This window comes from Enterococcus sp. ZQ21 (genome assembly GCF_030053755.1).
GTDB lineage: Bacteria > Bacillota > Bacilli > Lactobacillales > Enterococcaceae > Enterococcus_B > Enterococcus_B lactis.
Genome location: NZ_CP125658.1, coordinates 344274 through 368095, shown reverse-complemented (window position 1 = coordinate 368095; position 23822 = coordinate 344274). Strand labels below are relative to the sequence as shown.

Below are 23822 nucleotides of genomic sequence, written 5' to 3'. Positions count from 1 at the left end.
TCCTCCTTATTCAAATGCTTGGGTAGCTTTTACTGCTTTTTTCCAGCCATTGTAAAGTTTTTCTCGGCGCTCTTCCTCCATTTGAACTTCAAATAGCTTGCCAGCTTCATAAAATTCACGGATCTCGTCTGTATCTTTCCAATAGCCGACAGCTAATCCTGCTAAAAATGCTGCCCCTAGTGCTGTTGTTTCCAAGTTTTCTGCTCGTTGGATCGGTACATTCAAGATATCTGTTTGGAATTGCATCAGATATTCATTATTTGCTGCACCGCCATCCACTTTCAATACAGGAATCTTGATTCCAGTGTCATCTTGCATCGTATCGATGATATCTCTCACTTGATAGGCAATCGACTGCAGAGTAGCTTTAATGATATCTTCTTTTGTCGTTCCACGTGTCAAACCAAACATAGCCCCTCGTGCTGCCTGATCCCAATAAGGAGCACCCAGTCCAACAAATGCAGGAACAACATAGACCTCATCTTCGTTTGTGGAGCGTTTTGCCGCGGCTTCCGAATCACTAGCCTTTTGCAACATTTGAAGACCATCTCTCAGCCATTGAATCGAAGAACCAGCCACAAAAATACTTCCTTCTAAAGCATAGTAAACCTTTCCATTTATACCGTAACCAATTGTCGTCAATAAATTATTTTTGGATAATTGCGGTTTTTCACCGGTATTCATGACAATAAATGAACCTGTACCATAAGTATTCTTGACCATACCTGGTTCGAATGCCATTTGTCCGAATAATGCAGCTTGCTGGTCTCCTGCCATCCCTGAAATTGGTGCTTCGCTTCCATAAAAATGATAACCTTGCGTATAACCATAAACTTCTGAGTTAGAAGTAACTTTTGGTAACATCACTCGAGGAATATTCAATAAATCCAAAATTTCCTGATCCCAATCTAGCTGATGGATATTGAACAACATCGTCCGACTGGCATTCGAGTAATCAGTAACATGTGCTTGTCCATCGGTCAGTTTCCATACTAACCACGAATCAATCGTTCCAAACATTAACTCGCCTTTTTCAGCGCGTTCTTGCGCACCTTCTACATGATCAAGAATCCAGCGAATCTTCGTTGCTGAGAAATAGGCATCGATCACTAGTCCTGTTTTTTCGTGGAAAAATTCTTGATATCCTTCATTTTTTAAGTTATCTGCAATTCCAGCTGATTGTCTGGATTGCCAAACAACTGCATGATAGATTGGACGTCCTGTATCTTTTTCCCAGATTACTGTTGTTTCACGCTGGTTCGTTATGCCAATCCCAGCAATCTGGTTTGGTTTGATCCCTGATTCGATGAAAGCTCCGGCAATAACTGACTGTACAGAATTCCAGATTTCATTTGCATCATGTTCAACCCAGCTTTCTTGCGGGAAATATTGCGTGAACTCTTTTTGAGAACTGCCGATATGTCTTCCTTTCTTGTCAAAGATAATTGCTCGTGAGCTAGTTGTACCTTGGTCAATCGCCATGATATACGTTGGTTCTGTCATTGTGATTCCCTCCATTATCTGCAAACGCTTTCTTTAACTGCTTTTATCATACTACTCATTTAAAAAAAGAAACTGTCAAAATTTTATTCTTTTTTTCTTTTTTTTGACAGTTTTTTATTATGATGCTAGTTTTTGATCAATTCTTTTCTTTTTTCAACATTTCTATTCTTCTTTTCAATCGGATAATGTCATAAGGCGACGCAAATTCTGATAGATAATATTCACTCTGTTGCTTGTTTCTCTGACAAAACGTTATGACCAAATCATAGTTTTTTCCTTCTTCATAACTTTCAATCTCAATACCGCTGACTCCTCTCAGTTCTCTGATCAGATACTGTTGGAAAGCAATACGGTAAATAGGCAAACTTTCTAAATCGATCCCTATCACTACTGGTTTCGCAATATAAAAATCGATCATCAAAAGAACATTGGCATACTGGATCATCAGATAACTAAGTGCACTGTCTTCGGCGCTTTTCCTTGGCAATTGCTGCATCGCTGTTTCCTGTAGTTTCTCCAATAACTGTGTTAAGGAATGCCCAAGCATTTTTTGCTGCTGCTCCAAAAGCCGATCACGCTCGTAGACTTCGATCTTTCCAACAAAGAAAAACCATTCATTGTTGATTTGTGAAATTTGGTAGCCTACTGCTTTTTCCTCTTTGATTTTCAAACGACGAGGACGATAATGCCATAGCATCGTTTCCCGAATATAAGTATCCAAAACAGCGGTGGGTAACTTTTTGCTCCGTGTCAAATCATATTGATAAAATATTTCTTCGTCGACTATCGAAAAAGAAACAAAAAAGCTGTAAAACATCATTGTTTCGTATACATTCAGTTCTGCTGCTGTTCGACTAAGATGCATCACGATGATTGGATCGATTGCTTGATAAAGCCGGTCCGACTGATAGAGTAATTTCTTTTCTTTCAAAGTTTCGTACGTACTTTTTTCATTCAATAGTCTTTTTTTCGTGATCCCGAGCCAGCAAGCAATCTGTGCTTCTGCTGATGCCGTAAACGTCGTTTCTAATACGCGGCCCAATCCTAGAATGAATGGTCTTTTTTCTGGTGTATTTTGCAAAAAAAGCGGTCGTTGATCTTCCGGGATATATTGGAATAATTCATAATAAAAATATCGGATCTGTAGCTCTTCTCCGTATAATTGTCCGTTTTTGATTTGTAATCCAAATTCCTCTAAGAGCTGGTTCAATTCTTTGATCTTTCGAAAAACAGAAGACTCACTGATATTAAACGCTGTCGCTAATCGAACGATGGATACTTGCTGGTGTTCTAATAAATAGACAAGCATTTTAAACTTCAAGCTTTCCTGTAATAAAAACAAAAGAATTTTTTCCAAACTGACATCTTCGTCCAACACAAGCAGCGCCTGATACTCGTTTCGCTGTACTTCTACTTTTTTTCCCATCATCCGTCCAATCAATTCAATATCTTCCAAATATTGATCAAAAGAGGTTTTTGACAGTTGGACATGCTCTCTCAATCCATTGATAGAGGCTGTTCCCCCTTGCAGAACAAGGTTTCGCAAAATCAGGATCTGTAACTGCTCTTTTCTTTCTAATAATGCTTCAATCTTCATAGGCAGTATTCGCCACCTTTGACCACACCATATTAGGTACACGATATTCTGGCTGGAAAAACAGCTCATGTTCTTCTAACTGTTCGAACGTCCAGCCTTCTTCTACTGCGATTGTCAGTTGATCAAGAAGATGGAACATTTCTTTTCTGCTTTGGAGCTGTGCTCCAAGAATCTTTTTTTCAGAATCAAATAGGAATTTGACTTTGACTTTGCTCTGGTTTATTGCTGCAAGCTTGTATTCCGCGTACCCTGTTTCAATTTTTTGGGGATAAAAAATGCTTTCTTCTTCTGTCATACCTACGCTTCCTAAGAAATAGCCAAACCACTGATTACCAACTGGTCGATAGGTTCCCTGATCCTTTGTCGCAGAACCACTAATTGTCTTGCTGACATTTCGCGCTGTACGGACAGCGTTATTTACTAGAGAAACGTACATTTTTTCATTTGTTGGGCGAAAAGTGACTTGGATTGCATCGCCAATTGCATAGACGTCTTTTTGAGACGTTTGCAAATAGTCATCTACCCAGATCGTTCCATCATCATTCAATGTTAATTGTTCTTCCCACATCTGATTGTTGGGGCGAGAATGGTTAGCCAGCAAAACAAGATCATAGTTTTCCCTTCTCCTTTCCGTCTCTACTACAGCGGTTTCATTTTCGGACAAAGATACGACTTGCTCTTCTAAGAAAAGCGATATCCCTTGATTTTTCATTTCCTTTACTAACGGCTCCGTCATTTCAGGGTCTAGGTAACGAAAAAGAATCGACTTTCGGCTTTCATAAAGATGGATTTGTGTTTTTCCTGATGCTAAGCCTTCAGCTATTTCGATCCCTGCTTGACCTGCTCCAATGATGGCAATTTTTTTTGCATCCATGATCTTTTGCTGAAGAGCAGCTATGTTTTGTATCTTTTTAACTGGGTGAATGAACCTTGCTTCTGCAGGAACATTTCGAAAATTTTGATTTGAACCAGTCGCCAAAATCAAACGATCAAAATCCAGTTTGTCTCCGCCTGCTAAAACGACTTTCTTTTCTTCCAATCCTATTACCGTCTTTTCTGTGTAAACATGGATACGATAGCGGTCGATCAGCTCTTCTTTGGTGATCCAAAAAAGTTGTTTTTTACTGGTGACCTTTCCTTTTACTATCAGATTGAACCCGCTAGGAATCCACCCTAACTTCGATTGCTTTTCAATCAAATATATTTCACTTGTTGGTATCAATTGGCGAAGATAAATAGCCGCATGAATCCCTGCAAACGACCCGCCGACAATTACAATGTTCATCTGTATTCCTCTTTCTTATTAAGTGTGCGACTGCCAACATGGGCTGAAATCACAATGTTCTTAAACCATGTTTACTCATTCCTATGATCCATAGCAGCGTAGCAGAACACACTCTGTCCATCCTACCGTGTGACTAGGTCTGCTTCTCAGTAATAAATTAGTTGACCTAATTGAAGAGTATCATTTCTGAAGAGATGTTTCAAAAAATGTACTCTTAGAAAGGCAAAAAACTCGCCTTTTGCGTACCTCTGTCCAAATAGGAAACAGAAAAGAACGAAAAGACGTGTTTTAGCGTGTGTAATGTAATAGTTAGAATAGGCAAAACATTTTTATGCTGACAATTTTTAATGCTTTAATGCTTTAATGCTTCAACCACTACTTCGCCCAATTGATGAGCAGATTGAGGGTTTTGCCCTGTAAGAAGACGTCCATCGATTTGAACGACTTCTGAAAAAGCTGGACCTGACTGATAGTCAGCTCCTTTTTCTTTCAAAGCATCTTCTGCTAAGAATGGTACTTCATTCGTTGTACCATTGGCTTCCTCTTCTTCATTACTGAATCCAGTCACTGTGCGTCCAGCTAAAATAGACTTTCCAGATTCATCTGTAACTGGCAACAATCCGACAACACCGTGACAAACAGCTGAGACCAGTCCTTCATTTCGATAGATTTGTGAAGCAACTTTCCCAAGATCTGTTGCTTCTGGAAAATCCCACATTGTTCCGTGGCCACCAGCATAATAAACTGCTGCATAATCTTTTGCATCCACATCATCAGGACGTAAGGTATTTCCCAAGGCCCGATTTCTGAAATCTTCATCTTTATAATAGACCCAATCGATTTCATCCATATTCAAAACACTTTGCGGTTCTAAAGGTACATATCCGCCTTTAGGACTGACAAAATCTGCATCGATCCCATTTTTTACTAATACATCATAAAAATGAGTCAGTTCACTTAACCACAAACCTGTAGGACGCTCGATCTTTTCGTACTTTTCTACATTTGTTAATACGATCAATACTTTCATTTTCCCATCCTCTTTCTATAAAAATTGAGTTATTGATAACGTGCTTTCAAGAAATTATATAATGGACTTGGCAAATAAAGCTCTTTATATGCTTCTTCAAAAGGTTTCGTTACAAATTCATCCTCACGGTTTTCCAATAATTTCTCTGCCCAGTCAGGATCGACGATCATTTGCTGTCCAATTGCTGCAAGTTCTGCATATTTCAGTACTTGCTCTACGTCTTTGCGAGTACGGATGCCTCCGACACCAATTAAAGGGATCTTTCCTTGGATCGTGTCATGGACAGCTTCAAGAATCGACTGATCGCTGTATTTATCAGAACGGGCTCTTCGATCATACGCATTTAATGAAACATGCAGATAATCTAATTTTGTCTCACGTAATCGTTCAAGAAGCCAGATCGTGTCTTCAAAACGGATACCTGGTGTTTCATATTCTTCTGGCGAGAAACGATACCCTACGATGAATGGTTTTTTTGCATATTTTTCAACCGTTGAGAAAACCGTTGTTAATAATTCGTCAATAAAACGATAGCGATTTTCTAAGCTACCGCCCCATTGATCCTCTCGTCTATTCGAATGCGGAGAGAAAAATTGTTGGATCAAATACGTATTTGCTCCATGCAACTCGATACCATCAAATCCTGATTCAATCGCTCTGCGTGTGGCTTCGCCAAATGCTTGGATTGTTTCTTTGATTTCATTTTCACTTAATGCTCGCGGTGTTTCTGCATCAGGTCGTTCCGCTGCAACTGCACTTGCAGATACAGGCTGTTCTCCGGATAGAGTAGCTCGACTAGTCATTCGTCCACCGTGGAAAATCTGAACAATCGCTTTTGCACCTTCTCCTTGGATTGCTTTAGCTAGTTCACTTAACCGAGGAATCATTTCATCGTGAGCGATGCTCAGTTCACCTGGCCAGCCTTTTCCGATATCTTGGACATTTGCAGCACCAGTAATAACAGCACCAAGTCCTTTAGAACGTTGTTTATAATAAGTGATCTCATCTTCGGTGATCACTCCATTGAAGAAGCTGAGTTGTGTCGTCATAGGCGACAGCATCAATCGGTTCTTCAATTGAACTCCTGAAGGTAAAATAATTGATTGATCAAATTGTGACATTGTCATTCCTCCATAATTCACTCTGATTAACCTATCGAGAATCATCTATCATTAAACCACTCGGTTAGTTGTACATGCAACTAATTTGCTTAAAAAAATTTTTATTTTTTTTGTAACTTATCTGTTGCTTCATTCATTATCTCGGCTAATTCTTTACTTGCTTCATTTCCCAAGACTGCTTTGTACGACTGATGGAGTTCTTCCCAGCTACCATCGACTTCCTTAGTAATTTGGCGTCCTTGTTCTGTAAGATAAACTAATGATAAGCGCCCTTCGCTAACTGTTTTGACGTATCCTTTATATTCTAATTTTTCAACAAAACGAGCGATTGTTGAAGGCGCAGAATAGAGCATTTGTGCAATATCTTTTTGCGGTATACCATCTTTTTCTTTTAATATCAATAAAATAAATCCATAAGTTGGTGCCAGACCTGTTTTTCTAAACGCTTCATCCGCTAATTTATTCAATAGGCGATCTAGCTTTTTCACGCTAAAGAAAAGACATTCATCCAACGCTTTTTCAATTGGCTTTTCCATTTCATCCCCTCCATTGGCGTACATATCATAGTATGATTTTTATTTTTTGTCAAAAAACACGGAGTAATGACCGCCTCCTCTGTTTAGTTTTGAGAAAAAGAAGTTGTGACAAAAAATGTGTCACAACCTCTCGGTAATACGTTTCAATCAAATAAGCTTTTCTTTATTTACTTCCACCACAAATGCTTCATATGGTCGTAACTCAACTTTGCCGTCTGGTAACTGTTTCAGAGGATAATTTGACACAATAATCCTTAAAGCTTCACGTGGAACAGTGAACACCTGTTTTTCACTGGACATATTGCAAACAACGAGCCATCGCTGATCTTCATATATGCGAGAATAGGCAAAGACATGCTCTGGCGTCTCTTCTACTAATTCATAGTCTCCCCAGACGATGATGTCATGTTTTCTACGCAAATCGATCAATTTCTTGTACATATAAAAAACAGAATCTTGATCTGCTAACGCTTCTTCTGCATTGATTTCTTTATAATTTGGGTTGACTCGAAGCCATGGAATTCCAGTAGTAAACCCAGCATGTTCACGGGCGTTCCATTGCATAGGCGTCCTAGCATTGTCTCTTCCTTTCGCATTGATTGATTCCAAGATTTCCTCTTTTGTAAATCCAGAAGAAATCCTTTCGTTATACATATTGATTGTCTCAATATCTTTTGCTTCCGAGATATCATCAATTGGGCAATTCGTCATGCCTAATTCTTCTCCTTGATAAATATAAGGAGTGCCTTTCATCATATGAAGCAAGATAGCAAACATCTTGGCACTTTCTTTTCGATACACATCGTCATTTCCCCAACGAGAAACAATTCGCGGAAGATCATGATTATTCCAAAATAAACTATTCCATCCTTCATCACCCAAAGAAGTTTGCCATTTCGATAATACTTTTTTCAGTTCAGAGATACTCAAAGGTTTTAAATCCCATTTGTCTTTGCCTTCTTGCTGATCTAATCCTATGTGTTCGAATTGGAAGATCATGGATAATTCATTTCTTTTAGGATTGGAATAAAGTTTAGCAATCTCGGTAGTTGCTCCCCATGTTTCGCCAACGGTCATCAGATTTTTGTCGCCAAAAGTTGCTTGATTCATTTCCTGAAGATACTCATGCAGTTTAGGTCCATTACTTGTGATTTCTTTATCCGGTTCTTTGCCAATCATATCGATCACGTCCATACGAAAGCCGCCAATACCTTTGTCGATCCAGAAATTCATCATTTGATAAATCGCTTGGCGAACCTGTTTGTTTTTCCAATTCAAATCAGGTTGACGCTTGCTATACAAGTGCAGAAAATATTGCCCTGTTTGCTCCTCCAACTGCCAAGCAGGTCCACTGAATATCGAGCGCAACCCATTAGGCTCCTCTCCATTGACTGGATCACGCCAAATATAGTAGTCACGATAAGGATTTTCTTTGTTTTTGCGCGCCTCAATGAACCACGGGTGTTCATCAGAAGTATGATTCACCACCAGATCCATAACGATACGGATGTTTCTTTTCTTTGCTTCTTCAATCAGTTCCTCCATTTCTTCCATCGTACCGAATTCTGCCATGATTGCTTGATAATCGCTGATATCATAGCCATTGTCATCATTTGGAGACTCGTACACCGGCGAAAGCCAAATCACATCAATGCCCAAATATGCCAGATAATACAATCTGGAAATAATCCCTTGCAAGTCTCCAATCCCATCTTGATTTGAATCTTGAAAACTTCTTGGATAGATTTGATAAACAACTGAATGGTGCCACCATTTTCGTTCCATGATTTCCCTCCTATAAATGGATGTTTCTATTTTTCGCTTAATCATCTAGTTTAGTTTCTTCTACCAAAAATTGTAACGCTTTCAAATAGTCATTGCACCTTGTTATCGGTAACAGAATAACACAAAAAAACAGCTGAGGAAATTTCCTCAACTGTTTTTTGAAAGGATTGATTGATGCAGGGAAGAACGCTGATTTCACAATCTCTTTATAAACGGTGTTCACTCAGCTGTCCCTCGGTATTAGCTCCAAAAACGGTAAAATATGAGGAACTATTTTTTCGTTTTTTTCTCTAATACTCAGGCCAGAACGCTGATTTCACAACCTCTTTATTTCACATTCAATATCCACATGAATCCCACGAATACAAAGAACAGACCATACATGATTGGAGATACTTCTTTTCCTCTTTTAGCCGCTAACATCGTAATTGGATAGAAAATAAAACCTAATGCAATCCCATCTGAAATACTATAAGTTAAAGGCATGCCAATCAAGATTAAGAATGAAGGGATCGCGATTTCTAATTTTCCCCATTCGATTTGACGTAATGATTGAGCCATCAAAACACCTACCATGATCAATGCTGGTGCAGTTACTTGTGAAGTAACAACTGACAGTAATGGAGAAAAGAACAAACCTAACAAGAAGAAAATCCCTGTAGTAATAGCTGTGATTCCTGAGCGTCCTCCAACAGCAATCCCAGCTGATGATTCTACGAATGCACCAACAGGAGAAGTACCTAATAAGGAGCCCGCAAGCATAGCTGTTGAATCAGAAGCTAAAGCTTTCCCTACACGAGGCATCTTGTTGTCTTTCATAAAGCCTGCTTGATTTGCTAATCCAACTAAAGTTCCTGCTGTATCAAAGAAAGTCACAAGCAAGAATGTTAGTACTACGACCCACATTTGAAGAGAATTGATGTCCCCTACATGTTTTAACGCAACTAAAAATGTTGGTTTCAAACTTGGTGCTGCAGCAACAATTTCAGAAGGCATTGGAATCAAACCTGTGACCAGACCTAAAATCGTTGTAGCTGCCATCCCGATGAAAATGCCACCTGGTACACGTCGAACAAGCAAGATAGCCGTGACGACTAATCCAAAAATCGTCAACCAAGTAGAACCAACGTTGAGTGATCCTAATCCTACTAATGTAGATTCATTCGAAACGATGATGCCACCTTCGCTCAGACCAAGGAAAGCAATAAATAGACCGATACCACCAGAAATCGCATATTTCAAATCTGCTGGGATCGCATCAATGATCATTTCCCGCAGTTTGAAGATTGTAATCAAAATAAAGATCAAAGAAGCAACGAATACGCCGGACAATGCTGTTTCCCATGGGATCCCCATCCCTAAACAAACAGAATAAGCAAAGAAAGCATTGATCCCAAGAGCAGGTGCCGTTCCAATTGGATAACGGGCTAATACCCCCATCAAAATACAGCCGATCGCACTGGCTAATGCAGTCGCAGTGAACACCGCTCCTTCATCCATTCCAGAAGCGCCTAATACAGTTGGATTTACAAATAAGATATAGGCCATTGAAATAAATGTCGTAAATCCTGCCAGTACCTCACGTTTTACCGTGGTGTTCAATTTTTCTATTTCGAAGTAGGAAAGTATTTTTTCCTTCATCTTCCATCCCCCTAAATCCGAACATTATAAATAAAGTCCGTTAAAATTTCGATTGATTAATAAAACAACGTGTTTTATCATATACTAAAACAAAACATAAGTAAACAAAAAATTCGGATTTCAAGCAAAATCCGAACGTTCCATCTGATCAAATCCCTTTATCTCAAAGTCCATGAACATTCACTTTGGATCAAAAGAATTTCTTTATTGTGTTAAAAAAGTTTCTTCATTCTAGTATCAAAATCAATAGTGTGATTTGACTTTACCATTTCGTTTCTGCTCTTCTTTGATGAATTCTTTTGTATCGATAGGATTTAGGTTATTTAGTCCGCCAAAACCTGTATCGACCATTTTTCCCCAGCCTTTTGTCTTCTTTTTCCCTGATTTGAGATTCCTTGCTCGAAGCTTCTCACTATGTTTTGCTCGCCGATACTTCAAATAACCTTCTAGCCTTCCCATTAGATCCACTGTTTTTCCTCCTTTTTATTCAACCAGACGACTCAGCTTTTCCTATAACAAAATAATTGCCTTCAGGGTCCGAAAAATTGAAAGTCAAGACGCCATTGTTGTCTGTGATTTCTCCAGGTTCGTCCATGTTCTCATAAATAGTTTCAAATTCATTCGTAAAAAAGACTAAAGAAGGTGGCGGTCCCAATACTTCTGGTGAAAACTTCTGCACAAATACTTTTGGAAATACACCTAATTCTAATTCTTTTGAGATACTCAGTACAATACTCTTAAATTCTTCTGGCAATTCGATCGTTTCTGACATTTCTGCACCAATTTTTTCTACAAAGAATCGGCAAATCATCTCTACATCATTGACATAAAGCATCACACGTGTTTTTTGTATCATCGTTTGACCCTTCTTTCTAGTTGATTTTCTTTCCTCTATAAACTGATTCCATTATATCACGAAAGCGCGAACACCTTGTGTTTGATCCTATTCAAAAAAATAAAGCAATAGTTTCTAGACTTGATGTACTCCATTAATTTTTTCACAAAAAAAGAACGGCAATGAATGCCGCTCTTCTTTTTTCGATTTTTTTTATAATTCTGCTTCTGATTCATCTTTGGTTAGTGTGTGTCTGACACTGGACACGCCAAAGGTTTGATCGATTTTTTCCTTCAACGCTTCGATTGCCTGTGCGCCGCGTGCCGCTTGTTCAGCATTGATAGATTCAATGACCAGCACCGTTGCTTGCGTTTCTTCCGTCAGCATCGTTCTTTGGGCTTCACGCCAGTTGAGACAGCGACAGATTGCTCCTTGTTCATCATAGTAGATGATTTCTTCCGGAAGTGCCGGAGCATCGGAATCTGCACCTAAAGGCAGGAATGATTCGCCACCTTGGGCTTTTCCTAGATGCAGATTTCCTGAAATCTTTTCGATATCTTCTCCGCCACAAGGTACGCCAAAAGACAAGGAAATACTATTATAAATATCTACAAGCGGATTGATTGGGAAAAATTCCCGTTCTTGATTTGCACGTTTCAGTAAAGCTTCAATAGAAGAACGTGCACCTTTTTTAGTCTTGAATGTGGTAAAAGCCTGACGCCACTGAGCAATGACTCCGTTTTGGCTGAATGTTTCTTCCGTAAGGTAATTTCTTGCTTCTTTTGCCGCGCTATTCAATAATTGATGATACATTTCTTCATTTTCTTCTGTTACGTGATTATCGATACCACTCACGGATAAGATTTCGATGGTTGCTTCAGGAAATACTTCCCAGAAATCGGCATCCACTATTACTTTTTTCATATGTTCACACCTCTTGATTAGAATAATTGTTTGATGAATAGATAGTCTGTTTGGGGATCATCTCCCATATAAAAAACATGTTCACTGTACTTGGTAAATCCTCTTTTGCGATAGAAAGCAAGCGCAGCATCGTTATGTTCCCACACACCGAGCCAAATAGCTTTTTTTTGCTTTTCTTTTGCTTTTTCAATAGCTGTATCTAGTAAAAATGTACCGATACCTTGATGTTTAAATTTTTTTCGTACATAGATTCGCTCGATCTCTAAAAAATGATTATCCATTTCCTCAGATTGACTCGTTCCTATATTTAGTTTCAGGTAACCCGCAGGCTCTTGGTCGATACTTACTAGTAAAAAATCGGTTTCTTTCTCTTTTAGCTCTTCTGTAAGTTTTTCTGGCGCATAAGCTTGTCTCAAGTAAGCAGCTAGATGCTCCGGCGAATTATCTTTTCCAAATGTATCTGTAAATGTTTCGATACTGATTTGTTGTAGTAAGTCTACATCTAAAGGCGTCATTTTTCGAATTTCGTATTTATTCACGGCTTCTTCCTTTCAATAGATCCTTTTATTACCTTTTTTGACAAAATTCCAATCTTCGCTAACATTCTTGCATACTTTCTTTAAAAGATATTCCAATTGTTTTGCTTCCTCGTCAGACAGACCATTTAATGCGACTGCATTAGAGTAGTTGTTTTCTCGGATGATGAAAGGATAGATTTCTGCTCCTTTTTTAGTCGGATAAAGTTTCTTGATTTTTTTATTTTCTTTATCTTCCAAACGTTCGATCATCCCATTGGATTCTAATTTCTTGATTGCTCGTGCAGTCGTTGTACGATCTACTTTGATCATTTCTGCTAGTTTTTCTTGGATGATTCCTGGATTTTCGCAAATACGTACTAAATAAAGATACTGCCCTCTTGTTAAATCAACTTCTTTGAATTCGATATTGCTGATAGAATCCAACGCTCGGGCAATCATTCCAATGTCTCGAAGAATTTCAGCCATTTCACCCCACCTTTATTTTGTTTGTAAGACTAGTTTACCTCTTTTTGTTGCAAATGCAACTATTTTTTAATAAAAGAACGAGTTATTTTTTAGAGAACTCGCAGAGTAAACAGCTTTCTTCTTTTACGAAAAAACTCAATCGCAATAGAGCTGATTTTTGTTTTCTAAAATAAGCAACTGCTTCTTTGTTGTTCGTTTTTCTGATAGCTTTGGCAGCTCTTCTATACTAAAAAATCCCATGTCGGAAGTTTCATTGTTCTCAATAAATTTTGCATCTTCGTCGTGGATCGTACAAGCAAAAACAAGCTTATAATACTGAAAAAGCTGCGGAATATCTTTTTGTTTATTCGTATCAAAAACCGCTTGCAGCTGAGTAGATTCTACTGTTAAACCCGTTTCTTCATAGACTTCTTTCCGCACGTTTTCTTCAGGGGACAAACCTATTTCGGCAAATCCGCCTGGCAGTGACCATTCTCTCGTCCGTTTATCTTCGATTAGTAGGATCTTGCCGTCCTTTCTGATATAGGCACGAACATCGACTTTTGGTGTGGGATGACCTTCTTCAATAACTGTAAGTGCTTTTATTTCTTCGAAAGTTTCTTTTCCTATTTCACTGATCAATTCCAATGAGATCGTCCGAATCTCTTCAAATCGTTCTTTATCGAATACATCTTTTCCATAATACAGACCAGCTTGAGAAAGTGCGAGCAGTCTTTTGTATTGAGCCAACTTGTTATTCATTCTCTTCCCTTCTTTTCAGTAAATGTATGACTATGTAATCAAGTATAGAAGACTGACCTAATTACGGCAAATAAACACAAGGAAATCGGCAATAAATAAAAGAATATGAAAAAATATTTTAGAACAAAAAGACATTTGGCTCCTCTGGGGACCAAATGTCTTTTTTATTATCTGTCACTATCAAACCATTTCTTCGTTACTTATTGTCATTGATTTCTTTTTCTAATTTATCCAATAGTGGAGTGTAATCCACTTGAGTATAGTCTGTTACATCAAATTCATATAGTGTTCCTAACTGAAATTCGTCATATTTTCGGTCAGTGATGATTTTTTTGAATGCTTCTTTCGTAATATGATTCGTCCCTTTCGATCGATCTTCCAATATGTCGCCATAGTGATAATGATCCATGATATAGCTCAAATGACGATCTGGTTCACGATCACGTTTGTACCGACGTTGCCATAACACTTCAAAGTCTGCTGTTAGGCGAATCGTCATTACCTGATATCCGTATCTTTCTGCTAATTCTTGGAGTCGATTTTTTTGCTTATCACTAAAAGGATACTCTGACACAATCACTTTCTTTCCTGCTTCCATATACAGATCAAGTGCTTTGTAATAGAAAGGATAAACTTTCGTCCTTTCTTGTTTCGCCCGTTCTTCCAAGTTGTTAAAACCGATGGATTCTGCATAATATTCCTTGATTTCATCGAGCGTGATGGCATACATATCTGGAAATCGTTCCCGTAGTTTATTCATAAGATATGTTTTTCCTGTACCAGGACTACCAGCTAGAAGAATGAAATACTTTTTCATCTCATTTGTTTCCTAAGTTAATTGGACTTTCCAAGTTCATAAACAGTCCAATCTTATGCTTGACAATTTCTTTTACTGCTTCATTTGCTGGAATCACATTATGGCGAAGAGACTTGTTGATTTCTGTTTCACTAAAGGTTCCTTTAGTCACTTTTGTCCAGTTGACTAAAAGCTCCGTTCCAACATTGAATTTGCGGATCCCGTTATTGATCAATTCGGGATAATCTTCTTCTTTCACACCTGTTCCGCCATGGATAACGAGGGGGACATCGACTACTGCATCGATTTCTTTCAGCAAGGGAATGTTCACTTCTGTTTTTGATTTGAATTGTCCATGATTCGTACCGATAGCAATAGCTAATGCATCCACACCTGTAACTTCTACAAATTTCACTGCGTCTTCCGGTCTTGTATATACTTTGTCATTTTCAGCGACATGGATTCCTTCTTCTGTACCGCCGATCGTTCCAAGTTCTCCTTCTACGGAAACACCGTGTGCATGGGCATATTCTACCACTGCTTTCGTCTTCAAGATATTTTCTTTGAAAGGCAGATGGGACCCGTCATACATGACAGAAGTATATCCGCTATCGATTGCTTCTTTGATATCATCAAAGTCTCGGGCGTGGTCTAAGTGTAAGACTGCATCAACCATTTCTTCTTCTGCAATAGCTGTCATTACATTGACTAACACATGCATACCGATATATTTTGCGGTGTCGACACTTGTTTGAATAATGATCGGCGAACCCATTTCTTTTGCTGCGCCTAGCATGGCAGGAAGCATTTCTAGGTTATGCGTATTAAAAGCTCCAACTGTAAAATTCAATTCTTCTGCTGTTTTTGTTACTTCTTTCAATGTTGTATACATCTTTTATTGCCACCTTATCTTTTTATTTGTTTCCTTTGATCGTTACTTGTTTTGCAATTTGTCGCATCTCATCCATTTTGCCCATGTAGTAATCGATTCCTTGATCATCACCCGCACGAGCAGCATCTGCACGCTTCTGGTTATAGAGGCTCATCAGTTTTTTATACCCCTCTCCGATCGTCTGTTTATTTTCCAAGCTCTTTTCTAAATATTGGATGGCTTGATCGTTCTCATACAATTCAGAAAATTTAAGTCCAACTTGTTCGTAAAGTTCCGCTAATTTGGGCTTCTCTTGGGTCGTTGAAATCTCTTGGTTTAATTGTGTAATCTCTGATTGAATCTTTTCGGTCGCTTCTGGCGAGAGGATTTTTTCCTCTTTTATCGATCTTTTTTTTGGTTCATTTTCTTTTTTCTTAAAAAATCCGAACATCATTTTCCCTACTTTCAATTAAAATGCTTTCAAAATTGGGCTTAAGATCCAGGCATATAAGAGTGCGGCGGCTACTGTATCTACATCGGTTGCTGTAGCATTGATGAACCCCATCGAATTAAAGATCGTTACTAGCAAAGCAGGCAATAGTGTGATAAAAAAGCCATGAGCAATACCGCCAATGATCGCTCCTCGACGTCCGCCAACTGCGTTACCAAATATCCCCGCTGTTCCTCCGGCAAAGAAATTCGTTAGCATACCTGGTAAAATCATCGCTAAGCCGAACATCGGCAAAGTGAACATGGCAATAATCGTACCGATTGTTGTCGTAATGAAACCTAAAATAACAGCATTTGGGCTATAGGGAAAGAAAACTGGACAATCTAAGGCAGGAATCGCATCAGGAACTAATTTCATAGCTATCCCTCGAAATGCCGGCACGATTTCACCTAACAGTAGAAGTACACCAGCTAGCAATACATACACACCTACTACGAATTGGATGGCTTGCAAAAAGGCAAACATGATATAGTTTTGATCTCCTGATAATTCAGAAGCGAATGGTTCACCGGCAAACAAAACAGTGATGATATATAGTGGGACCATCACGACCATGACAGACAAATAAGTATCTTGCAGAAACTCGAAATGCGTGGGCAATTTGATATCTTCAATCGATTTTTTATTTTCACCTTTCTCACCAAAAAGCTTAGACACACCAGCTTCAAATAAGTATCCAATCGTACAAAAATGCCCTAAAGCAATATCATTCGATCCTGTAATCTTACGTATAATTGGTTGCGCTACTGCTGGCATAGCAATGGCGAAACAAGCTCCGATAAAACCACCGACTAAGATCAATACGATCCCTCGCAGACCGGCGAAATAACCAAAGACCGTCGCCATCCATAAAATGGCTTGACCAGTTAGAAAAATGTACTTCCATTTTGTGAAACGAGCCAAAATAATATTGAATACAAAAATCGCTAAGAACGTCAGTGCAATATCTCTACCTAAACCTAAATCATTCATTGCTTGACCATTGATAGACTCAATAGAAGGGATGATTCCTTGCATATGAAATCCTTCAGTAAAAATTTTTCCGAAATAAGTTAAACTTCCAACGATGATACTCGAACCGGCACTCAACACTTGGAATCCTAGGAGTGTCTTTAACGTGCCAGAAATGACTTGTCCTGCTGATTTCTTCTGCAGCAGTAGACCCAACATAGCAATCAATGCAATGGTGATCGATGCCTGAGTCAAAATATTTTCGATGATAAAATTGATAACGCCCATGTTTTTATCCTCTTTTCTTTTTTATTTAGATAACTCCCTTATCTTGTAGAACTGGGGTGATTTTTTCTTCAATTTCATTTTTCGAGACAATATTTTTCAAATAGATCATCGCTGTTTTAGGATCGACTGAGAATTTTTCGAACTGCGAGCGAAAATTTTCTGCTGTGATGATCACATCTGGTTTCATGGACACTGCAGAAGAAATATCACAATGGTCCAGTTTGGCTTCTACTCCTAATTTGTTCAAAACATCCTCAGCAGACATCTGTGCTGCAAAACTGCTTCCTAAACCTGCGCCGCATACGAATAAAATGTTCAATTTGTTCATCTTTGTTCTCTCCCGTATCATTTATTATTTTTCAACTACTGAAAAAGCAGTTGTTTGAAATCTTCAACATTTGTGCACTCGATCAATCGATCCAACTTCTCTTCATTGTTGATCAGTTCGATCAGTTCTTTCATGATGTTCAGATGCGAGTAGGAATCTACTGCCGCTAAACAAAAAATAATCTTTACTGGATCCATTTCAGGATTACCGAAATCGATTGGTTGCTCAATCGTAGCTACGCTGACTCCTAACTTATTGACCCCATCTTCTGGTCGAGCATGGGCTAGCGCCATGTGTTTGCCGATCACGATATATGGCCCGTATTCATTCACTGCGCGAATCATCGCTTCGACATAGCGTTCTTCAACAATGTTTTCTTTGACCAATGGTTTAGCAGCTCGTTCAATCGATTCCTCCCAAGTAGCGGCTTTTTCTTTGATCATGATATTGCTGTCCGTCAAAATATCTTTTAACATAGGCTGGATCTCCCTTTTGTTGATTTCTAGATTGTTTATTTCAAATAATTTTTCCAACTTGCCATAGATGATGCGATCTACTCGGCCACCACTTTCTTCCATGACACCGATTATTTGAGTGAATAACTGCGTTGATTCATGACTGTTAGGTTTTAACCGCTGCAGTTCTTCATTTCTTTTCAAAAAGTCTTCTATAACTAAAATATTCGTCTCAGTTAAAATTGGATCGATAACTAAAAGCGGCTTATTGCGATAATTCAATTGAAAGGTGCTGAAAATCAGATCGACATCCAGTTTATCCACTAATTCGATTTCTTTTGAACTTAAAACTGCAGTAATCTCGATTTGAGGAAATTTTTCTTTCAGATTTTCTGCTAACAGATTCCCGGTAGCCATGCCGTGATTACAGACAACAACTGATTGATAAACATAATTCAGGTCTCGCTTGATCACACTGGCAATCGTCGAAAAGTGGATGACAAGAAAAGCTATCTCGTCCTCCAGTATCTTGCCGCCGATTACTTCTTCGATCGTAGGAACAAAATGAGTGACTGCGCGGTGGATTGGAAAATAATTTGTTCGGATGTTTTCTTTCAATGGATTCATGACTTGAATAGCATGCTTGATTCTTATGATCAGTGCAGCCATGTGTTTATAGAGATTTTCGAATAAAGCTTCTTCTTTTAGATGAAAAGGTATGTGTGTCTCGTTCTCTACAAATTGGATCAATTGGATCGTTAGTAGTTGAGCTTGTACCCACTCAATCGAATTGGAGATATCTCTAGCATTGAACGTCTCGATAGTGAAACGAAGATAATTTCTTTCTACTTGTGGGACATTGTTCAATTGAAATTCCGTAATCATGTAGTCGATAAATGCAGAGAAGCTGCTGTCTTTTATTTCTGTATTTTTCCAATTAATGGCGGAGATGAATTCATGTTTCCTGATTCGCTGGATCCAGATCAATGTAAAAAGCAGAATTTGCTTTTTATAAATATCATCCTCTTGTTTTAACAACTTATTGGAATAGATCTCCTCTATTTTTTTGATTTCCACCAAAGGAAAATAATGGAAAAAGATTTTTTGAGCCGGTGTTAGTTGCGCATCTTGATTCATAAAGAAGTCGGTCATCCCCAGATTCTGATTGATAAAATCATAGATCATCGTACGGATAGATCGTTCTGAACCTTTATAAACCAGTCCCTGCTTTCCATAACTGACGATCTCGATTCCGTAACTGACCAGTGTTGCTCGTAATCGTCTCATATCTTCATCTAACGTACTTTTAGAGATTTGAAATTCTTCTTCTTTTTTGTTTAGATGGATCGGGTTTCGGCTGTAAGCAATGGCTAAAACTAAATCAAAAATACGTTCCCGCCGATTCAAAAAGCCGTCTTTCACCTCTTTTATTTCAGTTTCTAATCGAACTTGCTTGTCATTCTCCAGTTTCAACGAAAAACCTTTGTTGCGAATTGTTCTGATTTCCGGAAGCTTTTTACTACTCAACCAGATATTCGCTTCAAGAACTTCCTGAAGGATCGTCCGCTGACTGACATTGAATTCAGCTGCTAGACGTTCCGCTTTTACTGGATATTGGGCTGTCATGATTCTGTGAAGTATTTCAATTGTTCTTGTTTTCATAGAAATGATCTCCTTCTGATTCCAAGTATATGGTTCCGCTTACATAATAAAAAGTAGATATTTCTGCCACTTGAAGTGGAAAGAAAGTAAGCCTAGCAAACAAAAAATAAGCCGTATGCTTTTTCAACTTCTCAATGAAAAAGACATACGCCTATTATTACAAAAATTTTGCCCATCTATACAAAAAAGAGGTCATGAAAAAGCTGTCCTGCATCAAGTAAGAAGAACAGCCAAACAAAAATAGTGCTTCCTATTTTTCGTTTGGTTGAGCTTATTACCGTAAATGTAAGCTTTTGAACACCATTTAGTGGAGAGGTTGTGACAGAGAGGTTCAGCCTTGAGCGATAAGAAGCGATTTTGAAAAATAGCTTCCCATATTTTACAAAATCGTGCCTTATTGCCGATAGGCTATCTCTGGAACACCGTTTATTCGAAAAAGGAGCTGCGACAAAATTTTTGTCACAGCTCCATTCATAAATATTTCCTGTCAATCCAGCATAATCGGCTGAATAAAATCGGCCTGCCATCTTTTTTCTTTCTCAGAAAAATCAAAATACCATATCTGAGAGAAATACTGTCGTTGCGTCGTACTTCCTGAGATCAAGCGTCCATCTTTTCGATCAACTAAATAATCACAGCATCTGAAATCAATTCGGATGGCAAAACTATTCTCGTGGATCTGTCGATAATTTCCTACTTCCTGAATAGTTACTTTTTTAGTATGATTTCTTACACCGTCTGCTTTGTTTTTTTGCAGAACTTTCTGATGTTCGGCAAACAGCTTGTCTGTATAACAGCTTCTGGCTTTTTCAGGAGTTTCTTCTTCCCAAGCGGATTGGATCTTCATGAATATCTTTTGGATTTCCAGAAACTGTGCTTTCTTTTCTTTAGCCGTTCCTGACATGCGGGACAATATCTCCGCTTTCAGCCTTTTCTTTTGTCTTTTATTCTTGACAATAGAAAAAGCGGAAACCCCTCCTACTGACAAAACAGCTAATGCAAGAAATCCCGTTTGCTCATAACTAGAAGGACCTGTACTTGGACCATAATACCCATAAGAATCTCTGCCGTAAGAACGACTGCCAAAATAACTGCCCCCATATGAACGACCGCCAAATGAACTTCTGCCCGAACTTCGACCGCTAGATGTTCCGCCGCCATGACCACCTGCGACAGCGAATCCTTGGGTCGGCAAAGCAAACAAACATAACCCCACTAACAAAATGATTGCTAAATAATTGATTTTTTTCATTGTCTTCCTCGTTATCTTTTATTACAAAAAACTATTTTTATCATAGCCTTGCCGAAAAGAAGAGTCAATAACCAGATGCATAAACTGTTTTTTTAGCAGTTTTGTCTTAATTTACTCATTGAGTAACAGCGGACAGACATATGTGTTGGCAGCCCATATTTCCTCTATCTTCAGCATGAACAAGCTGGCAGACAAAAGATCTGCGCTTCCTCCAGGAGAGATTTGGTTTTCCTGACAAAAGTGCAACAGTGCTATAAATGGACGATTTGGTAAAGCACTTTGACTAGCAGCATGAGCAAGTTTTTGCATTTCCACTAACGTTTTCTGATCACTGCGATGCAATACGCAGGTGTCATCTAAGGAACTCATCAAAACTAACAACATATGCATTTGTTTCTGTACATCAGAATCATTATCTAGCTCCTTAGCAGCTTGGATTGCAAGCCTGATATGCGGATAACCCAACACTGCTTCTTCATATGCACCATTTACGCCGTATTTTTGCTTCACCGTATACCCATGAGTGGTTTTTTTATGACGATATTTTGTATCAGGAAAAGCAGCAAGCTTGCTGACATCACCGAGTATTTCCGTTAAAGAAAAAGGCTGTTCCATACTGATTTTTTGTGCAGTCACACTGGTCAATAGCCCCATTGCCCAAATCACTCCTTTATGGGTATTGATGCCATCTGTAGCAATCAACATCGCTTTTTCCGCTTTCCGTCCAATCTCAGCAATCTTTTCTCTTAACTCCTGATCGATAGCATGTTGCCATGCTATTTGAGCCATTTCTTCAAAAAAAGGAGTCAGCGTCTTCGCAGACTTAAGAAATAAAGCATAGTCCATATCGGAATGTGCACCCGCATCCAGTGCATCCACTAATCCAGGTTTTGGGCTTAATGTTACTTCTGCGAGCAATGCTTCCTCTACCAACGCAGCGAGTTGCTGAGTCACTGCTTTTTTTCGTTCGTCATTTATCATGACACTCACTCCTTCTTTCTATTACTTGTTGAACCCTTTTTTGATGGCTGCCCAAATGATGTGAAGCAACCAGCTTAAAGCAAATGCACAACTTGACGTCATTAGATAAGCTACAAGAATCATGACTCCTGAAGGTAACTGCAGCCAACTATCTTTAAACAATAACAACAGTACTTGGAAAACAAATACATTGGCTAAATACGTACGGTAAGCATAAACAGACAACCATTTGAACAATGGTAATTTTGGCGAATCATTTACAATCATTTTTGAAGCGCCCATGAAGACAGCAAAGATGATGACTAAGCTGTACAAACTTTGGATCGTATTCAAGTAAGGCGCATTCGCAAAGCTCAAGTCTCCTGGGTGTGCGAGCAATGAACGGACAGAAAAGAACGCGATAACTAAGGCAACAGGTAAAAAAAGATAACGTACTCTGTCCAAATATTGATAGACTTTTTCGTGATAAACAAATGCGGCTACCCCATAAATCCCGTAAATCATGAAACTAGCAACAAACCGATCTAACAAGTACCAGCCGTCATGATAAGGACCAGTCAATACTTGTGTTTGATAGAACAGATACCATGCAACATATAAAATCGTTGAACCAATCAATACTGGCCATACATATTTTTTATTAGCAAATACTTTGTAACCGAGCCAAACAAAAAACGGCATGAACAATTGAATCTGCAGCATCATCACGGTATACCATAAATGAGGCGCTCCATCACCTGTGACATATTTCAGTAAAAAGCTTGCAGTATCCGTATACGGAGTTTGTTGTTGGACTGCTGGAAATAGCCAAAGATAAGCCGTCGTCCATAGAAGATACGGAACGACTAGTTCAAAAAACTTTTCTTTCAAAAATTCCCAATAAGACAAATGCTGACTTGTTTTTACCATATTATAGACAATTGCAAAAATAAACATTGGTGCTGTGTATTTAACGATGACGTAAAAGGTACCAAGAAAAGCTGTATTTGTTGCGCTGTGGCTGTTTGCCAAAGCAAAGCTCAATATCGTTTGCATCATAACAGCCGTTACAGCTGATACTTTCTGGAAGTCACTTACGTTGATTTTGATTTTTTTGTTTTCAAACATCTCTTTCTCTCTCTTTTTCTTTATTACCAAAGTTCTTTGGTTAATTTAGGTCCTTCGACTGTTTTCAATAGAATTTTTTTCTCTGGCTCTCTCAAATACTCTTTTAGTGAAAATCCGCCTTGCCGAGTCACTACTTGGGTATCGAATTGCTCAAAAAAAGCAGGATGCGATCGAATTGCCTGAATTGGCAATTCAATCGGAGAATCTGCGTACAGCAGCAAATCAAAATCACTGGTTTCTTTTACTGCCGGAATCCCAGTTGATAATTCAAATCCTAAGCTGCCGCCGATTCCCCACTTGCATCCTGATAATATGTTTCTAGCAGCATGAAATTGCTGATAAACAGGATAATCCATGATTTTCTCTTGTCTATACGATTCTTGTTCGATGATGTCCCACGGATGAATGACTTGTTTGACAGCATGTTTTGAGATTTCTGTTGCCCATCTCTGATTACGGGCAGGGCCACGTAATCCAATCGGTAGTATTTCGGCGTGATCTGTCAACGCACGACGGACTGTTCCGAACATCTTTTCAGTGAGAACGACCCATTCAGGCAAGGGGAACCTTTCTATTTCATGTTTATCAAAAAGAACAATATCATGTGCTTGAATCATT

Annotated in this window: 25 protein-coding genes; all 25 read right to left on the bottom strand. The window is 38.7% G+C overall.

The features are described from left to right. Nucleotides 1-6 precede the first annotated feature (6 nt). On the bottom strand, nucleotides 7-1503 hold the full coding sequence (gene glpK, locus QK255_RS01790) for a glycerol kinase GlpK (protein ID WP_002292557.1): 1497 nt from the start codon (nucleotides 1501-1503) through the stop codon (nucleotides 7-9). Nucleotides 1504-1639: 136 nt separating this feature from the next. Further along, nucleotides 1640-3100, bottom strand: coding sequence for an AcpB/EbpR/MafR family transcriptional regulator (locus QK255_RS01785; RefSeq protein ID WP_002292556.1), 1461 nt, complete (start codon nucleotides 3098-3100; stop codon nucleotides 1640-1642). Next, nucleotides 3090-4385: an NAD(P)/FAD-dependent oxidoreductase gene (locus QK255_RS01780; protein ID WP_002292555.1), complete on the bottom strand. Its 1296-nt coding sequence runs from the start codon at nucleotides 4383-4385 to the stop codon at nucleotides 3090-3092. The genes QK255_RS01785 and QK255_RS01780 overlap by 11 nt, the downstream gene beginning before the upstream one ends. A 352-nt stretch (nucleotides 4386-4737) precedes the next feature. After that, nucleotides 4738-5415, bottom strand: a complete 678-nt coding sequence (locus tag QK255_RS01775) for a type 1 glutamine amidotransferase domain-containing protein (protein WP_002292553.1) — start codon at nucleotides 5413-5415, stop codon at nucleotides 4738-4740. Between the two features lie 29 nt (nucleotides 5416-5444). Further along, nucleotides 5445-6536, bottom strand: a complete 1092-nt coding sequence (locus QK255_RS01770) for an NADH-dependent flavin oxidoreductase (RefSeq protein ID WP_002292552.1) — start codon at nucleotides 6534-6536, stop codon at nucleotides 5445-5447. A gap of 101 nt (nucleotides 6537-6637) precedes the next feature. Further along, nucleotides 6638-7072 (bottom strand): MarR family winged helix-turn-helix transcriptional regulator, encoded by a 435-nt coding sequence (locus QK255_RS01765; RefSeq protein ID WP_002292551.1) that lies wholly within the window; start codon nucleotides 7070-7072, stop codon nucleotides 6638-6640. A gap of 147 nt (nucleotides 7073-7219) precedes the next feature. Next, nucleotides 7220-8857 carry a glycoside hydrolase family 13 protein gene (locus QK255_RS01760; RefSeq protein WP_002292550.1) on the bottom strand — a complete coding sequence of 546 codons (1638 nt, stop codon included), beginning with the start codon at nucleotides 8855-8857 and terminating at the stop codon, nucleotides 7220-7222. A 327-nt stretch (nucleotides 8858-9184) separates the two neighbouring features. Beyond that, the gene (locus QK255_RS01755) at nucleotides 9185-10498 is read right to left on the bottom strand and encodes an NCS2 family permease (protein ID WP_002292548.1); all 1314 of its coding nucleotides are present in this window, start codon (nucleotides 10496-10498) and stop codon (nucleotides 9185-9187) included. Between the two features lie 243 nt (nucleotides 10499-10741). Further along, nucleotides 10742-10966 carry a hypothetical protein gene (locus QK255_RS01750; RefSeq protein WP_002292546.1) on the bottom strand — a complete coding sequence of 75 codons (225 nt, stop codon included), beginning with the start codon at nucleotides 10964-10966 and terminating at the stop codon, nucleotides 10742-10744. 19 nt (nucleotides 10967-10985) lie between these two features. Beyond that, nucleotides 10986-11354 (bottom strand): VOC family protein, encoded by a 369-nt coding sequence (locus QK255_RS01745; protein ID WP_002292545.1) that lies wholly within the window; start codon nucleotides 11352-11354, stop codon nucleotides 10986-10988. Nucleotides 11355-11546: 192 nt separating this feature from the next. Then, nucleotides 11547-12257, bottom strand: a complete 711-nt coding sequence (locus QK255_RS01740) for a B3/B4 domain-containing protein (protein WP_002292544.1) — start codon at nucleotides 12255-12257, stop codon at nucleotides 11547-11549. A gap of 17 nt (nucleotides 12258-12274) precedes the next feature. Then, nucleotides 12275-12772: a GNAT family N-acetyltransferase gene (locus QK255_RS01735; RefSeq protein WP_029743712.1), complete on the bottom strand. Its 498-nt coding sequence runs from the start codon at nucleotides 12770-12772 to the stop codon at nucleotides 12275-12277. Nucleotides 12773-12808: 36 nt separating this feature from the next. Next, entirely contained in the window at nucleotides 12809-13261 is a 453-nt protein-coding gene (locus QK255_RS01730; RefSeq protein ID WP_002292540.1) for a MarR family winged helix-turn-helix transcriptional regulator, read from the bottom strand. 135 nt (nucleotides 13262-13396) lie between these two features. After that, complete coding sequence (locus QK255_RS01725) at nucleotides 13397-14002, bottom strand: NUDIX hydrolase (RefSeq protein WP_002292539.1); 606 nt, start codon at nucleotides 14000-14002, stop codon at nucleotides 13397-13399. Nucleotides 14003-14198: 196 nt separating this feature from the next. Further along, on the bottom strand, nucleotides 14199-14819 hold the full coding sequence (locus QK255_RS01720) for a P-loop nucleotide/nucleoside kinase family protein (RefSeq protein ID WP_002292538.1): 621 nt from the start codon (nucleotides 14817-14819) through the stop codon (nucleotides 14199-14201). 1 nt (nucleotide 14820) lies between these two features. After that, the gene (locus QK255_RS01715) at nucleotides 14821-15690 is read right to left on the bottom strand and encodes a class II fructose-bisphosphate aldolase (RefSeq protein ID WP_002292537.1); all 870 of its coding nucleotides are present in this window, start codon (nucleotides 15688-15690) and stop codon (nucleotides 14821-14823) included. Nucleotides 15691-15712: 22 nt separating this feature from the next. Then, nucleotides 15713-16120 (bottom strand): hypothetical protein, encoded by a 408-nt coding sequence (locus QK255_RS01710; protein ID WP_002329646.1) that lies wholly within the window; start codon nucleotides 16118-16120, stop codon nucleotides 15713-15715. Between the two features lie 18 nt (nucleotides 16121-16138). Then, entirely contained in the window at nucleotides 16139-17419 is a 1281-nt protein-coding gene (locus QK255_RS01705) for a PTS sugar transporter subunit IIC (protein WP_002292535.1), read from the bottom strand. Nucleotides 17420-17444: 25 nt separating this feature from the next. After that, the gene (locus QK255_RS01700) at nucleotides 17445-17747 is read right to left on the bottom strand and encodes a PTS sugar transporter subunit IIB (protein WP_002292534.1); all 303 of its coding nucleotides are present in this window, start codon (nucleotides 17745-17747) and stop codon (nucleotides 17445-17447) included. A 35-nt stretch (nucleotides 17748-17782) separates the two neighbouring features. Then, nucleotides 17783-19864, bottom strand: coding sequence for a BglG family transcription antiterminator (locus QK255_RS01695; protein ID WP_002292533.1), 2082 nt, complete (start codon nucleotides 19862-19864; stop codon nucleotides 17783-17785). Between the two features lie 176 nt (nucleotides 19865-20040). Beyond that, complete coding sequence (locus tag QK255_RS01690) at nucleotides 20041-20391, bottom strand: hypothetical protein (RefSeq protein ID WP_147586789.1); 351 nt, start codon at nucleotides 20389-20391, stop codon at nucleotides 20041-20043. Continuing rightward, nucleotides 20352-21116 (bottom strand): TIM44-like domain-containing protein, encoded by a 765-nt coding sequence (locus tag QK255_RS01685; protein ID WP_002292530.1) that lies wholly within the window; start codon nucleotides 21114-21116, stop codon nucleotides 20352-20354. The genes QK255_RS01690 and QK255_RS01685 overlap by 40 nt, the downstream gene beginning before the upstream one ends. Before the next feature lie 111 nt (nucleotides 21117-21227). Further along, the gene (mdcB, locus tag QK255_RS01680) at nucleotides 21228-22097 is read right to left on the bottom strand and encodes a triphosphoribosyl-dephospho-CoA synthase MdcB (RefSeq protein ID WP_002292528.1); all 870 of its coding nucleotides are present in this window, start codon (nucleotides 22095-22097) and stop codon (nucleotides 21228-21230) included. Between the two features lie 21 nt (nucleotides 22098-22118). Next, on the bottom strand, nucleotides 22119-23204 hold the full coding sequence (locus QK255_RS01675; RefSeq protein WP_002292527.1) for an acyltransferase family protein: 1086 nt from the start codon (nucleotides 23202-23204) through the stop codon (nucleotides 22119-22121). Between the two features lie 23 nt (nucleotides 23205-23227). Beyond that, on the bottom strand, nucleotides 23228-23821 hold the full coding sequence (locus QK255_RS01670; protein WP_002292526.1) for a malonate decarboxylase holo-ACP synthase: 594 nt from the start codon (nucleotides 23819-23821) through the stop codon (nucleotides 23228-23230). Between the last annotated feature and the right edge of the window lies 1 nt (nucleotide 23822).

What these genes read in the sequence shown, in the direction of transcription:
- glpK (WP_002292557.1), bottom strand. Translation starts at nt 1,503, where the DNA reads ATGACAGAACCAACGTATATCATGGCGATTGACCAAGGTACAACTAGC.
- QK255_RS01720 (WP_002292538.1), bottom strand. Translation starts at nt 14,819, where the DNA reads ATGAAAAAGTATTTCATTCTTCTAGCTGGTAGTCCTGGTACAGGAAAA.
- QK255_RS01690 (WP_147586789.1), bottom strand. Translation starts at nt 20,391, where the DNA reads ATGGCAGGCCGATTTTATTCAGCCGATTATGCTGGATTGACAGGAAAT.
- QK255_RS01725 (WP_002292539.1), bottom strand. Translation starts at nt 14,002, where the DNA reads ATGAATAACAAGTTGGCTCAATACAAAAGACTGCTCGCACTTTCTCAA.
- QK255_RS01760 (WP_002292550.1), bottom strand. Translation starts at nt 8,857, where the DNA reads ATGGAACGAAAATGGTGGCACCATTCAGTTGTTTATCAAATCTATCCA.
- QK255_RS01770 (WP_002292552.1), bottom strand. Translation starts at nt 6,536, where the DNA reads ATGTCACAATTTGATCAATCAATTATTTTACCTTCAGGAGTTCAATTG.
- QK255_RS01675 (WP_002292527.1), bottom strand. Translation starts at nt 23,204, where the DNA reads ATGTTTGAAAACAAAAAAATCAAAATCAACGTAAGTGACTTCCAGAAA.
- QK255_RS01710 (WP_002329646.1), bottom strand. Translation starts at nt 16,120, where the DNA reads ATGTTCGGATTTTTTAAGAAAAAAGAAAATGAACCAAAAAAAAGATCG.
- QK255_RS01775 (WP_002292553.1), bottom strand. Translation starts at nt 5,415, where the DNA reads ATGAAAGTATTGATCGTATTAACAAATGTAGAAAAGTACGAAAAGATC.
- QK255_RS01685 (WP_002292530.1), bottom strand. Translation starts at nt 21,116, where the DNA reads ATGAAAAAAATCAATTATTTAGCAATCATTTTGTTAGTGGGGTTATGT.
- QK255_RS01745 (WP_002292545.1), bottom strand. Translation starts at nt 11,354, where the DNA reads ATGATACAAAAAACACGTGTGATGCTTTATGTCAATGATGTAGAGATG.
- QK255_RS01785 (WP_002292556.1), bottom strand. Translation starts at nt 3,100, where the DNA reads ATGAAGATTGAAGCATTATTAGAAAGAAAAGAGCAGTTACAGATCCTG.
- QK255_RS01730 (WP_002292540.1), bottom strand. Translation starts at nt 13,261, where the DNA reads ATGGCTGAAATTCTTCGAGACATTGGAATGATTGCCCGAGCGTTGGAT.
- QK255_RS01715 (WP_002292537.1), bottom strand. Translation starts at nt 15,690, where the DNA reads ATGTATACAACATTGAAAGAAGTAACAAAAACAGCAGAAGAATTGAAT.
- QK255_RS01705 (WP_002292535.1), bottom strand. Translation starts at nt 17,419, where the DNA reads ATGGGCGTTATCAATTTTATCATCGAAAATATTTTGACTCAGGCATCG.
- QK255_RS01765 (WP_002292551.1), bottom strand. Translation starts at nt 7,072, where the DNA reads ATGGAAAAGCCAATTGAAAAAGCGTTGGATGAATGTCTTTTCTTTAGC.
- QK255_RS01735 (WP_029743712.1), bottom strand. Translation starts at nt 12,772, where the DNA reads ATGACGCCTTTAGATGTAGACTTACTACAACAAATCAGTATCGAAACA.
- QK255_RS01695 (WP_002292533.1), bottom strand. Translation starts at nt 19,864, where the DNA reads ATGAAAACAAGAACAATTGAAATACTTCACAGAATCATGACAGCCCAA.
- QK255_RS01780 (WP_002292555.1), bottom strand. Translation starts at nt 4,385, where the DNA reads ATGAACATTGTAATTGTCGGCGGGTCGTTTGCAGGGATTCATGCGGCT.
- QK255_RS01670 (WP_002292526.1), bottom strand. Translation starts at nt 23,821, where the DNA reads ATGATTCAAGCACATGATATTGTTCTTTTTGATAAACATGAAATAGAA.
- QK255_RS01755 (WP_002292548.1), bottom strand. Translation starts at nt 10,498, where the DNA reads ATGAAGGAAAAAATACTTTCCTACTTCGAAATAGAAAAATTGAACACC.
- QK255_RS01700 (WP_002292534.1), bottom strand. Translation starts at nt 17,747, where the DNA reads ATGAACAAATTGAACATTTTATTCGTATGCGGCGCAGGTTTAGGAAGC.
- mdcB (WP_002292528.1), bottom strand. Translation starts at nt 22,097, where the DNA reads ATGATAAATGACGAACGAAAAAAAGCAGTGACTCAGCAACTCGCTGCG.
- QK255_RS01740 (WP_002292544.1), bottom strand. Translation starts at nt 12,257, where the DNA reads ATGAAAAAAGTAATAGTGGATGCCGATTTCTGGGAAGTATTTCCTGAA.